8 protein-coding genes are annotated in these 14,188 nt (G+C 39.4%); all 8 read right to left on the reverse strand.

Annotated features, from left to right (window positions below):
• Positions 1-4: 4 nt before the first annotated feature.
• Positions 5-1,378, reverse strand: a complete 1,374-nt coding sequence (locus ODE14_RS05595) for a glycoside hydrolase family 43 protein (protein WP_263603286.1) — start codon at positions 1,376-1,378, stop codon at positions 5-7.
• Between the two features lie 16 nt (positions 1,379-1,394).
• The gene (locus tag ODE14_RS05600; RefSeq protein WP_263603287.1) at positions 1,395-3,839 is read right to left on the reverse strand and encodes a TIM-barrel domain-containing protein; all 2,445 of its coding nucleotides are present in this window, start codon (positions 3,837-3,839) and stop codon (positions 1,395-1,397) included.
• Positions 3,840-3,946: 107 nt separating this feature from the next.
• Complete coding sequence (locus tag ODE14_RS05605; RefSeq protein ID WP_263603288.1) at positions 3,947-5,881, reverse strand: alpha/beta hydrolase-fold protein; 1,935 nt, start codon at positions 5,879-5,881, stop codon at positions 3,947-3,949.
• A 59-nt stretch (positions 5,882-5,940) separates the two neighbouring features.
• Positions 5,941-7,548, reverse strand: a complete 1,608-nt coding sequence (locus ODE14_RS05610; RefSeq protein ID WP_263603289.1) for a glycoside hydrolase 43 family protein — start codon at positions 7,546-7,548, stop codon at positions 5,941-5,943.
• A gap of 65 nt (positions 7,549-7,613) precedes the next feature.
• Positions 7,614-9,317: a glycoside hydrolase family 43 protein gene (locus ODE14_RS05615; RefSeq protein WP_412059348.1), complete on the reverse strand. Its 1,704-nt coding sequence runs from the start codon at positions 9,315-9,317 to the stop codon at positions 7,614-7,616.
• Between the two features lie 177 nt (positions 9,318-9,494).
• Complete coding sequence (locus ODE14_RS05620; protein ID WP_263603291.1) at positions 9,495-11,957, reverse strand: glycoside hydrolase family 95 protein; 2,463 nt, start codon at positions 11,955-11,957, stop codon at positions 9,495-9,497.
• Positions 11,958-12,101: 144 nt separating this feature from the next.
• A complete protein-coding gene (locus tag ODE14_RS05625) occupies positions 12,102-12,917 on the reverse strand; it encodes an SDR family oxidoreductase (RefSeq protein ID WP_263603292.1) in 816 nt (271 codons plus the stop codon).
• An 81-nt stretch (positions 12,918-12,998) separates the two neighbouring features.
• Entirely contained in the window at positions 12,999-14,177 is a 1,179-nt protein-coding gene (uxuA, locus tag ODE14_RS05630; protein ID WP_263603293.1) for a mannonate dehydratase, read from the reverse strand.
• Between the last annotated feature and the right edge of the window lie 11 nt (positions 14,178-14,188).

Genomic DNA, 14,188 nt, shown 5'->3' on the forward strand with positions numbered 1-14,188 from the left:
TAGATTAGATTTCATTAAACTTCCACCAGTCGAAATAGAAAAGGTCTCTGTCTCCTCTGAAAACAAAATATACATTATGAATGCCTTTCATATTCTTAACCGGCGTCTTTATGGTTTTGAAAATATCACCTTCAGCTTTTCCGGTTACTGTCACCGTTCCCAAAAGAGGTCCGTCGATCGCATCGGTACGAATTTCTATTTTTCCGCCGTACAATGCTGCTACAGACACTTCTATAGAATGGGTTCCTTTAGAAAAATCTACGCCCTGGACTTTGATATAATCTCCATTGTTGACCGACGATACAACGATACGATCGGTGATTTTTTTACCAGTATCATAAGGATTATTTCTTTCCCATTCGGTCATTTTCTCGGTTTTAAGGCCTTCGCTAAAAGCGATGGTTTCGGCTTCTACTCTTTGATATGGATTAAGCGTTGCAATTCTTTGCACGCCTTCCGAATCCCAGAACGGAAGCTTCTGAATGGTACCATCAGCATTGTATTTCATTTCACTTACGCAGACAGAACGTCTCTCGTAATGTTTGCTCATTGTCTGTTTTCCTATATTGTAATTGAATCCGAAAACGTAAGATTTACCTTTATAATCAATGATTCCCGGATGATTTCCGTTGGAACGTTTGTCGCTGTCCATAATCATTCCTTTAAATTCCCAAGGTCCTGTTGCCGATTTTCCCATCGCATAACCGATTCCTTCGGGACAGCAGGTAGATGCATAGGCCATATAATATTTCCCGTTTCTTTTCCACGCCCAGGGTCCTTCCTGATAATGAAAAGGGTCAGGAGAGCCTTTGATCTTGGCCACAGATGGATCTTTTACAATATTGCCATTTACCGAAATCATATCTTCGTTCAGCTTCACATACCAAAGGTTTGGATTTCCCCAATACAGGTAAGCTTGCCCGTCATCATCAATCAGGACCGTAGGGTCTATATCGTCGCTTGAATTTTTAACCAAAGGTTTTCCAATCGGATCTTTGAAAGGACCGTACGGACTATCAGCGACCAGAACTCCAATTCCTCTTTGTCCGGGCATCGGGCAGTACATATAAAATTTCCCGTTTCTTTCGATTACCTGCGGCGCCCATGCTCCGTTTTCCGGATCGGTCCATTTGAAATCTTTAAGGGAAGCCACAACGCCGTGGTCTGTCCAGTTGACCATATCCGTGGAAGTATAAAGCAGCCAGTTTTTCATTTTAAATCCGAAAGCATCATCTTCATCATGACTCGTATACAGAAAAACCGTGTCTTTGTAGACCATCGGTGCAGGATCTGCAGTGAATTTGGTTTGGATAATGGGATTCTGGGCGAATGACATCTGAAAAAATCCTAAAATTGTTATTAGAGCTAAATATTTCATCGTTATTATTTTAAGATTATTTAAATTTTACACTTACGCTCTTGCCGGAATAACTGACTTTTTTCTCCCGCCCATCCGGTAGAATTATATGAAAAGTCCTTTTCGCAATTATTCCCTGATATCCGCCTTTCCGGGCACAAATCGTAAGTATTTCAGCTTTATCATTCCAGTGAAAGGGAATTTCTGTATACTTTCCTTTTTCATAATTGTAATTATCAAATTCATCTTCGTATAAGATGAAATCCGAGTTAGCTCCAGGATAAACTTTAATGGTAAGATTGTCCCATTTTTTCTCAGTCGCATATTGTACATCGGGACCAAACGGAATGATGCTTCCCGCTTTTACATATAAAGGAATGACCTGAAGATTAAGCGTTTTCTGAATTTCATGACCTCCGTTGTGTTTTTCATTCGTCCAGAAATCAAACCAATCTGCGCCTGCCGGAAGATAGACTTTCACCGTTTTATTTTGTGAGAAATCTACATTGGAAAGTGAATTTTCTTTTTTGTTGGCATCAGTTTTATTCCAGCCTTCATTTTCATCGGTTTTTACTATTTTTTCAGGAGTATACTGTGCATTCAGAATCGGAGCAACTAAAAATGACTTTCCGAAAAGATATTCGTTATTGATATCCCAGTTTTTTTTGTCTGCCGAAAAATCCATTGAAAGAGCACGCAGAAAACTTGAATTTTTTTTAGAAACGTCCCAAGAAACAGAATAGATATAGGGCAATATACTGTAACGCAACCTGATGAATTTCTCTATTGCATCATAAGCCGGATCGCCTTTCTGGCCAAACTGATAAATTTCTCTCGGCACATCAGTTCCGTGTGAACGCATCATGGGTGTGAAAGTTCCATACTGCAACCACCGAACGTACAGTTCCTGAAACATTTTGTTTTGAGGGCCTCCGTTTCTTTTATAAACCCCGCCGAAAAACCCACCAATATCTGAATTAAAATTCGGATTGCCTGTCAGACTGAAATTCAGTCCTGCAGGAACCTGGTTTCTCAACGATTCCCAGGAAGAATTGATATCGCCGGACCAAGTATTGGCAGCATATCTTTGCTGGCCGGCAAAAGCCGATCTTGTGAGAATAAAAACTCTTTTATCACTTGTGGTTTCGCGCTGGTGATCGTAAACTCCGCCTACTGTCATCAAAGGATAGGCATTTCTCACTTTGCGGAAAGAACCGAGATATGTTTTGGTATTTAAATCTTCGGGGCTCTGGCTAAGATGGTCCGGTTCCGTAGAATCCATCCACCAGCTGTCTACTCCAAGGCTGAACAACCCTTTATTTAAAAATTTCCAGTAAATTTCCCGGGCTTCAGGGTTGTAAGCATCGTAAACACGGACACCTGAAGGATAGTTCAGATCCGGAGGCCAAGTGTCTCTTCCTGATTCCGGCCAGGTTTTGAAATTGAAAAGCATCCTTTTTTTATCCATTTCACGGTACTGATTGGTCATTGGTCCGAAAGAAGACCAAATAGAAACGGAGAGATGTGCATTCATATCGTGAATATCCTGTATCAATTTTTTGGCATCGGGAAAATCGGGGCTGATGAAATCCATCGCGTTCCACTGATAATTATTCCCCCAATATTGCCAGTCCTGGATGATTCCATCTAAAGGAACTTTTAAATCGCGGTATTTTTTTATCACCTCTACCAGTTCCTCCTGACTTTTATACCGCTCTTTGCTTTGCCAGTAGCCGTAGGTCCATAAAGGAAGCATCGGCACATTTCCTGTGAGGCTGCGCATTCCTGCAATCACTCCGTCGGCATTTTTTCCGTAGATAAAATAATAATCTATCCCGTCTCCTACTTCCGAAGAGAACGATGTTTTCTCCGGTGTATCGGTAAACTGCGTGGGAGATGCATTGTCCCAAAAAATACCATACCCTTTTACAGACTGAAAAAACGGCACAAAATCCCAGGTGTTATTCTGAATCATTTTCACGTCTGTATTCCGTTGGGACATTTTTCCGTTTTGTAAAATTCCCAAGCCATAAACAGGTTCATTTTTTTCAAGCTGAAAAGACTGTGAAACAGAAAGAGTCTGATTTCCGGCATCGTCAAAAGGTTTGAATGCGCTTCCCGATTCTTTAAGAAGCTCTTCTCCTGATGGCAGCTGATAGGTTATTTCTCCTGTTGTATTGTTTATAGAAAGCTGAAGATCTTTTGTTTTTACTAAAATATTGTTCTTGCCTTCCGAAACCGAAAATTTGGTTTTCTGTTCTTTTTGAATGACGGAAAGACTATTTTTTATGAATGTTTTTCCAGATGGATACTTAATGATTCTTACCGTATTTTCACCATACCATTTTAATTCAACAGTTGCATTTTTTACAGTAACGTTGATGCCTGAGTCTGTTTTTCTGTAAGACTGTGCATTGAAATTTCCCGAAAGTAATACAATCGTTACGATAAACGCTTTATTTCTGATGGTATTGAAATTCATTTTGTGATTTGGATTGTAATTAAATTTTAAGCTTTCATTTTTTTATCATCATAATAAAAAATATATTGTCTCTTTTAGATTTTCCCGGCTGTGTAACTGCTAAAAAACTATTCAGAATCTTTAAACAGCAGCTGAGCAAAATTGTACAGGTTGTTTCTCCAGACCGGCCAGGTGTGGCCTCCGGGATACTCGGAATACGAATACTTAATGCCTAACTCATCCAGTTTTTTCATCATAACCTGACAATTTTTATAGGCAATATCTTCTTTTCCGCCCATTGAGATCCAGAAGTTTTTTATATTGGAATTGATTTTTTCTTTGTTGTCATTCATAAACTTATATTCACTATCAGCTACTTCCTGAAGAGACGGGAGAATCCATCCTGAACTGAAAACGCCCAATGAAGAAAACATATCAGAATTCTGAACGCCTGTATGTAATGTGTAAATTCCGCCCATTGAAAGTCCGGCAAGTGCTCTGTTCGCTGCATCTTTTTTAACCCTGAAATTAGATTCGGTAAATGGAATAACAGATTCCTTTAATTCTTTATCAAACATCTGCAGATTCCTGGCTCCGAAACTTCCGAACCCGGCAGGTCCGATATTGGCATCCGGCATTACGATGATCATTGGTTTTGCTTTACCTTCAGCAATTAAATTGTCCAGAATAAAATTCGTTTTCCCCTGCATTGCCCAGCCGCTTTCGTCTTCGCCGCCGCCGTGCAAAATATAGAGAACAGGATATTTTTCATTCTGATTTTTATCATAACCGGGAGGCGTGTAAATGAAAACTCTTCTCCATGAATTGGTTACTTTCGAGAAAAAACTTTGAATTCTGATCTCTCCATGCGGAACATCTTTCATTGCGTAGTATCCATCATCCGCAAAAGGCACTTCTATACCGCTGGCATATCTTCCCATTCCGTAAAATGTTTTGCTGGAAGGATCGGCAACAGCAACGTTATCAATTACTAAGGAATAATAATGAAAACCTTCACTTAAAGAATCTGTTGTGGCTTTCCAGATACCGTCCTGGTCTTTTGTAAGATCATATTTTTTTCCGAGATCAATCTGCACTTTCTGTGCTTCCGGCGCTTTCACCCTGAAAATAGCCTTTCCGTTGGGTAAAATCTGTGGAAACTGGGCATTCCTTATGTTAGATTCAGCAGGAATTCCCAATACGGTAAAATTGGGAAATGCACTCTGATCTACGGGTTTAAAAATGAGCTGTGAAAATATGTACAAATCATTTTTCCAGACTTTAAAATCATGTCCGCCCGGTTCAATGTAGAATATGTGTGGAATTTTGTTTTGTCTGAGATAATCGCTGGTTCTTTTGCTAAACGGCATCAATCCGTCGGCATCGCCGCAGGAGATCCAGATCAGTTTTAATTCTTTTGCTTTTTGAGAATCCGGAAGTAAAACCTGAGGTTCTTTTGTATTAGGAGCAGATGAAAAACCACCTACCCAGGCAAATTTATCAATATTTCCCAGTCCGAAATTCAGGGTTTGTCCGCCTCCCATGGAAAGTCCGGCAATGGCTCTGTTTTCACGGTCTTTTTTTACCGGAAATTTCTTTTCAACAAAAGGAATAAGATCATTCAACAAATCTTTTTCAAAAGTTGCGAATGCTTCCACCTTATCTTTTGCCATGATATTTCCCGTTGCACGATCGTCTTTCATGGCTCTGCCATTAGGCAAAACAACGATCATGGGTGTTAATTTCCCTTCGGAATAAAGATTGTCAAGAATGATTTGGGGCGTTCCGTTTTTATACCATTCTTTTTCGTCGCCTCCGATTCCGTGCAGCAAATACAGAACAGGATATTTTTTATTTTTATTAAAACCCGGCGGTGTATAAATCAACGCTTTTCTTACCGTTCCTACCGTTTTGGAAGGATACTGAATGCTGTCAATTTTTCCATGGGGAATATTTTGTTTTATCTGGTCAAAACCGACAGGAGCCTGCTTTTCAAAATTCTGGGCTGATGCAAAAATTCCTGTGAGTGAAAATGCGATTGCAAATACAATTGAATTTTTCATATTTTTATTTGTATTTTATACACTTATTAGTTTGGATAAAAAATTTTATTAAGATTGATTTAATCTTTTCGTTTAAATTCAAAAAAGTCTACATCTACAAATCCTCCTGAAGTTTTTGTTGCATAGTTGAACACGGCAAATTTGGACCCCATAAAGAACCTTCTGTAATCGAAAATCATTTTGTAGTCTTTTGCCATTTCCGTCCAGTTTTTCTGATCCGTGCTGTAATAGAAATCGGCTGTGTCTTTACCTAAATTAAAATCGGCATCAATCTTCAAGAAAACTTTGTCCGAATTTAGCGGAATACGTTTTGTTTCCTGCACTTTCACATCGGTAATGGCTTTTGTTTTATTGTCCAAACTTACCGAAGCAGAAGTAAAAACGATGAATTTTTTGCTGCCTTCTTTCACAACAGATAAAATTCCGGAATCTCCGTTGAAAGCACTGAAACCGGCTACATCACCTTCTTTCATCCCTTTAACATCCAGGGAAATAATTCCGCTCGATTTCGGGCCTTCCATTCTTTGAGTTAAAGTATTGGGAGCGGCAAACAGATTATCTACAACCCTGCTTGTTTTCAGTCTTAAAAATCCTTTTCTTTCAGATAGAGACCAGGCTTCATTTACCGGATTATGATTCCATTGCCACTGGATTTTCATTTTCTTTCCGGAAAAATCGTCGCTTTCGATCAGGTGGTTTTTAGGTTTAAAAGGTGGAAGCGGAATTTCTCCATGCAAAGGAACTTTTCCGTTATCTCCCAACACCGGCCAGTCGTTTTGCCACTTTACAGGAAGCAAAATGGGCACACGCCCCACTCCGTTTCGATCCTGGAAAATTAAGGAATACCAGTTTCCATTTTTATCGTCGATCAAAGCACCTTGCCCTGCGTAAGAAAACCCCAGAAAATTATCTTCAAGAATTACTTTTTTTTCGTAGGGTCCCGTTATTTTATCAGCTCTGTAAACGACCTGTCGGCGTTTTGCATTTCGCGGCCAGGAAATCATCATCAAATAATATTTTCCATCTCTTTTGATGATCTGGTTGCCTTCCAGAAGTCCGGTTTCTTCAGCATCTTTCTGAAAAATCTCCGTTCCGTTCTGATCTCCGATAACATTTTTAAAATCAGGACTGAGCTCAAAAACTTTATTGGACGTAAAAACATACACGCGGTCATCATCTTCAAAAAACAAGGACGCATCATGAAAGTGTTTTGTTCTGGTGATTAATTTCCAACTGTCTTTTTCGGGATTTTCCGTTATGTAAAAATAAGATTTGAACGGCTCGTCATTGGGAGAAAACAGTACGTAATACTTTCCTTTGTGATAACGGATGGAAGAGGCCCATTGTCCGCGTCCATAGACTGTTCCGTTTAATAAATCATATTTCGAATTGTCATTTAATGTATTGAAAACATAGCCAGACATTTCCCAGTGTACGAGATCTTTGGAATGCATCACCGGTGCTCCCGGCATGAGATGCATGGTAGTGCTAATGAGATAAAAATCATCACCGTTTCTGGTGATGGACAAATCCGGAGCATCAGCCCAAATAATGGGATTGGTAAATTTTGTAACGGATTTCTGAAAAGGGTTTATCTGGGCTGAAAGATGATTCAGCCCGATAAATCCCAAAAAAGAAACTATATAAAATGATTTTTTGATATTCATGGTGATATGGTTATTTTACAGCATTCAAGGTTTTGAAATCCTGAAGATTTAGAATCAGTATTTAATTAATTCGGAACAATATCATTTGAAGAGGTACTGTATAATCCTATTAAACTTCCTGTAAAGCCACCCGCAACATCTGTAGAAAGAATATCTCCCGAAACCGGTTCTCCAAGACTTTTAAAATTTTTACCATCCGCAGAATAACTGAAACCGAGCATATCTTTTTCACCGGTTACTTTTAGTGTAAAAGCTTTCGACCAGGAAATTTTTTCGCTTGCTATCAATTTAGATTCCCCTTTTTCAGTTCTTTCCAAGACCATATAAAAATCTTTATCTTTCTTCGTAATTCCGAAAACATAATTGAATCTTTCGCTCTGATAGCAGGTGATTCCGGCAAGTTCTTTTTCAGATTTAGGTTTAAAATCCAAACTGACAGATGTTTCAAAATCCTCATGCTGCAATCTGTGGAATAAAGCCGAAACCGGTGCTAATGCTTTGATATTGGTTTGAAAAGGATTCACCTTTACTCCGTTTTTTGTTATTGTGATAAAATTTTCACGCGGTCCTCTCATAGCGATCCATCGGAAATCCAGATTTTTATCGGTTAATTTATCCGAATATGTAAAATTTCCGTTCGGGAAAAAGCCATTTTTCCCGGTTTGATTTTGCGCACCCTGAGGCAGTTTCAACGTTGGTTTCATGGGAACCAATCCGTTTTGGAAAACAGGATACGTCCCGCTCCAGTCAACCGGAAGAATGAATGTTTCGCGGCCTTTGTTCACACGGTTGTTTACATTCGGACGAATGGCCAGAAAAAACCCGTACCATTGTCCGTTCGGGCCTTCCACCAAGTCGGCATGACCAGCCCAATCTACTTTCTCTTTTCGGTCTTTCGGAAAATAGCGCTGTGTAAGAATAGGGTTATTTTTTGCAGGAATAAAAGGGCCTTTCGGAGAATCGGCCATAAAGATTACCTCGCTGTGATTGCCACCGGTTCCTCCTTCTGCACACATCAGGTAGTATTTTCCTTTATATTTGTAAAGATGCGGACCTTCAATCCAAATTGGTTTTTGGGTAAGGTCAACACCACCGTTTACTATAATTTTATCTGTACCCGGTACCACCTGGTCTTTTTCCAGATCGTAATCCCAGATTTTGATCACGCGGTGTCCGTTGTATTGTTCGGTTCCTTTTGGCGGCGCATCATTATGAACGATATAGGCTTTTCCGTCTTCATCAAAGAAAATCGCAGGATCGATTCCGTCGAAATTAAGCTTCTGAACTTCGCTCCAACCTTTTGCGGGATCTTTCGTTTTTACGACCATATTTCCTACTCCACCAGCAATCTGGGTCGTAATCATATAAAATGTATCGTTGTATTTGTTGTATTTGATATCCGGTGCGTAAATTCCCTGCGAGACTCCTCCTTTTTCAACTTTCAACTGAGAAGGTCTGTCCAGAACGTGCCCTACCTGTTTCCAGTTTACCAAATCTTTGGACGTAAAAATCGGAACTCCCGGGAACATTGAAAAGGAAGAATTCACCAGATAATAATCTTCACCTTTTTTAGTGATGCTCGGATCCGGATAACAGCCCTGAAGAATCGGTGAATAAAATTCATCTGACTGTAAAGGATTATCATTGTATATTTTATCGTTTCCACGGTAATTGAAATTGGAGAATGTCTGTGCGGAAATATTGCTTATGGAAAGCAGGGCCGCTGCTGCCAGAATATTAGTCCTGTTCTTTAAAAAATTTGGATTCATGGGTCTCTTTTTCATATATAAATTTCTTAATTTCTGTTTTAAGTGTTGAACCCTTCGGGTTCTTTATTATTTTGTCATTATTCCACAGGTTTCACCTGTGGCTATTTTTGTTGAACCCTTCGGGTTTGTTTTTCATTGTTTAATAGGATTTCATCCTATTCTGATTAGGTCGTCCTTTCAGGACTTTATTTTTAAGATGTATGTTTTTCCCGGCTCTGTTTGGAAATCATATATCAACGATGCTTTAATTTCAAAAGGATTTAATTTTGCATCTGCCGAAATTAAAGGTGCTTTGATTTCAGGAATTTCGAAAAATGCATTCGGATTCTTACCTTGTGCTTTTTTAAGTTTTGAGCTTCCTGAAAGCTGCATTTCATTCGGAATTCTTATTCTGCAATTCCCGCCAAGTCCTGACTTTATCATTACCTCTTTTACCTTATTATTTTCCCATATAATACTTATTTCAAAACCTCCGTATGTTTTTAAACCGGAAATTTTTCCGTTTTTCCACTCATCAGGCAGTGCAGGCAGCACGTCGATAAAGCCATTCTGTGTCTGCAGCAACATTTCCGTAATTCCTGAAGTGCAGCCGAAATTTCCGTCGATCTGGAACGGCGGATGCGCATCAAAAAGATTCGGATAGGTTCCTCCTTTTTTCCCCCAGCCATCTTTTTCGACCAAGGTAAGCTGGTCTTTGATCAGTTTATTTGCATGATTTCCATCCAAAAGTTTTGCCCAGAGATTTACTTTCCAGCCCATTGACCAGCCTGTGGAAATGTCGCCACGATGAATTAAAACCGTTCTCGAAGCATCCGTTAGTTCAGGAGCAGTAAACGGATTAACTTGGTTGGAAGGAAACAATCCGTATAAATGGGAAACGTGCCTGTGATTATCTTCAGGGTTATCCAGATCTTCCATCCACTCCTGCAGCTGTCCATATCTTCCGATTTTCATGGGTGGTAATTTTGAAATAACAGAATTCCAGACCTGAACTTTTCCAGCATCCACATTGAGAATTTCTGCTGCTTTTTTTGTTTTTGTAAATAGGTCGAACATTAGCTGATTGTCCATGGTATTTCCGGCTGCCAATGCACTTCCCTGATGCCTTTGAGGAATGTTCTCTGGAGACATGGACGGACTTACCACGAGCCATTGGTGCGTAGGCTCTTCAATTAAAAAATCCTCATAAAACTCTGTAGCTGATTTAAGTACAGGATAAACAGATTTTAAATAATTTTTATCACCATTGTATAAGTATTTTTCCCAAAGATGCTGCGAAAGCCAAGCTCCGCCCATCGGCCACATACCGGCATTCGCAAAATCCACAACCCCTGTTATTCTCCAGATATCGGTATTGTGATGAGCTACCCAGCCTCGGCTGTTGTACATTACTTTCGCCGTTTCTTTTCCTGTATTGCTTAAATCTCTGACCATCTGAATCAGAGGTTCGTGCATTTCAGAGAGATTGGTTTTTTCGGCAGGCCAGTAATTCATCTCCGTATTGATATTGATGGTGTATTTGCTGTCCCATGCCGGTTTATTCGAATTGTTCCAGATTCCCTGAAGATTGGCAGGCTGACCGCCGGGCTGTGATGAAGAAATTAAAAGGTAACGCCCGAACTGATAGTATAATGAGATAAGTTCCGGATCGTAACCTGATGCAAAATTTTTAACACGAATATCAGTAGGATTTTTTGCGGCTTCAGAAGTTCCTAAATCAATATCAACCCTTTTGAAGTAGTTTTGATACGTCTTTAAATGATTTTTAAATAAGGTTTTAAAATTTTTATGTTCTGCTTCCGAAATGTATTTTCTGCTTTTCAGAACTTCGTCTGTATTTAACGTTTTATAATCTGTAAAGTTTGTTGCGATTGATATCAAAATGGTAACTTCATCTGCATTGTTTACCGAGACAGATTTTCCTGAAATAGAAGTATTTCCGCCTTTTGTAATAAATTTTGCCACGGCATTAAATTTCACTTGTCCTGCTACACCGTCTAAAGTTGATGATAAACCGTTCATCTGCAATGTAACACCATCGGCCTGAGTATTTTTTTTGAGCTCACTGTCGAAATTTGCTGTGAAATTCAGTGCATTTTTTTTGTCAGCGCTGAGTTTAACCACCATTATATTATCCGGAATTGAGGCAAATACCTCTCTTTTAAAATGAACTCCGCCGGAAATGAAAGTTGTCGTCGTAAGTGCTTTCTCAATATCTAATTCCCTGTAATAATCTTTAATGTCATCAAGATTATGAAAATCAAGTGTGAAATCACCGATATTCTGAAATGCTGAGCCGTGAAGTGTTTTTGCCGTCAGACCTTTATCAGCAAGAATCTGTGCTTTTTTATAATTTCCCTTGAAGAGATAATATCTAATAGAATCCAGGACTTTAGGGCCGTCCGGATTATCATTTCGGGAAGGTCCTCCCGACCAGAATGTCGCTTCATTAAGCTGAAGTTTTTCCTTGTGAGGATCTCCGAAAACCATTGCTGCAATTCTTCCGTTGCCGATAGGTAAAGCTTCAACCCATTGCTGGGCGGGCTTGATGTACCACAGCTTATATTTTCCTCCTTTTTGGGCAGAGGAAAATATACTGATCAAAAGACAGATTGCGATATTGCAAAGTTTAGATTTCATTTTTACTTTTTTAATACTTCAAACTGCAAACTGATATTAAGCTGTTTCGTTTTTATTTATCACTTTAATAATCTGATATTATAAAGGATATACATTTCCTGCATGTAGTTCTGTTACTTTAACATGAAGAAAATTAACTCAAATTTAAACCCCGCTGAAAGCGCTGAAACCACCATCAACAGGCAATAATGCACCGGTAATAAAACTTGCCGCATCTGAACAGAGAAATTGTATTGCCCCGTTTAGTTCTTCTACTTCACCAAAACGCTGCATCGGCGTTTTAGCAATTACTTTTTTGCTTCTGTCCGTAAGAGAACCGTCCGGATTTAACAAAATCGCCCGGTTCTGGTCACCAATAAAAAAACCGGGAGCTACTGCATTCACACGGATTTTATCTCCGAATTTCAATGCTATATCTGAAGCCAGCCATTGGGTAAAATTGGTAATTGCGGATTTGGCCGCAGAATATCCTGCCACTCGGGTAATCGCAGAATAAGCTGCCATTGATGATATATTTACGATGCTTCCGCTTCCCTGCTCTGCCATTGCTTTTCCGAAAACATAGCTTGGGTAAACGGTACCGTTGATATTGAGATCGGTAACCTCATCCCAGCCTTGTATATTCATATCAAAAAATGACTGTTCCGGAGATAATGTTGCGGAAGGAATGTTTCCACCGGCAATATTCAGCAGAATATCAATTCTTCCGTATTTTTCCTTAATTTTTTCTGAGGCCGCTTCAAGACTTTCAATGTTCAACACGTTTGCTTCTACGGCAAATGCTTCACCTCCTGATAGCGTCAGTTCTTTTACAAGAGCATCCAGTTTTTCCTGATTTCTGCCCAATGCTACTATTTTTGCTCCTGCTTCTATGAAACTTTTGGCAAGACTTCCTCCCAAAACGCCTGAAGCACCTGTAATGATGGCAACTTTATCTTTAATGCTGAATAAATCTTTCATGACTATAATTGATGATAAATGATGATTGATATATTTTCCACAGGTTTCATATGTGGCTACTATTATTGGATCCTTCGGATCCTATTTTTTCTTCGATATTTCATTTTGTACAGCCGCCATCACGCCTTCAATCTGTCCTAAAGCCAGCATTCTTCCTAAGAAAGAGTAACCGGGATTATAACCTTTTCCGATATCTTCAGTTAAAAGTCTTCCGTGGTCAATTCTCATCGGCAACTCAGGATTTTCCTTTTCAAATATGCGGACTACGTCAATCAATTTACCTCTTCCTCCAAGGTGGTGTGCCTCTATGAAATCTCCGTTTTCGAAAACATTTGTGCTTCTCAGGTGAACAAATTTTGTCCGGCGGGCAAACTTCTCAGCCAGCTTTGGTACATCATTATTCGGGTTGGCACTTAAAGAGCCTGCACAAAAGGTCAATCCGTTGTGAGGATTGTCCACGGCATTCAGAAACCACTCTATATCTTCTTCATTGGTTACGATTCTTGGCAAGCCTAAGAGCGCAAACGGAGGATCATCGGGGTGTACACACATCTGGATGTTCCATTCTTTACAAACCGGCATTATTTTTTCAAGGAAGTATTTAAGATTCTGGCGAAGTTGGTTTTTATCAATTCCATCATACAAAGCCAGTAAATTATTGAACTTATCGACAGGGTTTAAATCACCCTCTTTAATGTTTCCATTAACAAATCCCTGGGTTTTTACAATAACCGAATCAATGAGAATGTTTTTGTCTTCTTCGGTAAGCGTGCTTTTCAGCTCTTCCACTTTCTGAAGAATCTCCGGTGTATAATCGTTTTCTGCGTCTTTACTTTTCAGAATATGAATTTCAAAATAAGCAAATTTAGCTTTATCAAAATATAATGATGATGAACCGTCTTCCCATTCGTGGAATAGATCTGTCCTTGCCCAGTCGAGCACTGGCATAAAGTTATAGCATACTGTTGTTATTCCTGCTTTTCCAAGATTTTCGAGACTTTTGATATAATTATCTATTAAAAAATCCCGGTCTTGACCTCCGTATTTTATTGCTTCACTTACCGGAAGGCTCTCCACAACAGACCAGCGAAGACCGTGACTTTCTATATAGTTTTTGTAATCATTAACAGCCTCTAAACTCCAGATTTCTCCGTTCGGAATATCATGAAGTGCAGAAACAATTCCTTCTACCCCGATTTGCCGGAGTGTGCCAAGCTTTATTTGATCATTCTTCCCAAACCAACGCCATGTTTTTTCCATAATATTATATT

This window comes from Chryseobacterium sp. PET-29 (assembly GCF_025736815.1).
Taxonomy (GTDB): Bacteria; Bacteroidota; Bacteroidia; order Flavobacteriales; family Weeksellaceae; genus Chryseobacterium; species Chryseobacterium nepalense.

What these genes read in the sequence shown, in the direction of transcription:
- ODE14_RS05595 (WP_263603286.1), bottom strand. Translation starts at nt 1,378, where the DNA reads ATGAAATATTTAGCTCTAATAACAATTTTAGGATTTTTTCAGATGTCA.
- ODE14_RS05600 (WP_263603287.1), bottom strand. Translation starts at nt 3,839, where the DNA reads ATGAATTTCAATACCATCAGAAATAAAGCGTTTATCGTAACGATTGTA.
- ODE14_RS05605 (WP_263603288.1), bottom strand. Translation starts at nt 5,881, where the DNA reads ATGAAAAATTCAATTGTATTTGCAATCGCATTTTCACTCACAGGAATT.
- ODE14_RS05610 (WP_263603289.1), bottom strand. Translation starts at nt 7,548, where the DNA reads ATGAATATCAAAAAATCATTTTATATAGTTTCTTTTTTGGGATTTATC.
- ODE14_RS05615 (WP_412059348.1), bottom strand. Translation starts at nt 9,317, where the DNA reads ATGAATCCAAATTTTTTAAAGAACAGGACTAATATTCTGGCAGCAGCG.
- ODE14_RS05620 (WP_263603291.1), bottom strand. Translation starts at nt 11,957, where the DNA reads ATGAAATCTAAACTTTGCAATATCGCAATCTGTCTTTTGATCAGTATA.
- ODE14_RS05625 (WP_263603292.1), bottom strand. Translation starts at nt 12,917, where the DNA reads ATGAAAGATTTATTCAGCATTAAAGATAAAGTTGCCATCATTACAGGT.
- uxuA (WP_263603293.1), bottom strand. Translation starts at nt 14,177, where the DNA reads ATGGAAAAAACATGGCGTTGGTTTGGGAAGAATGATCAAATAAAGCTT.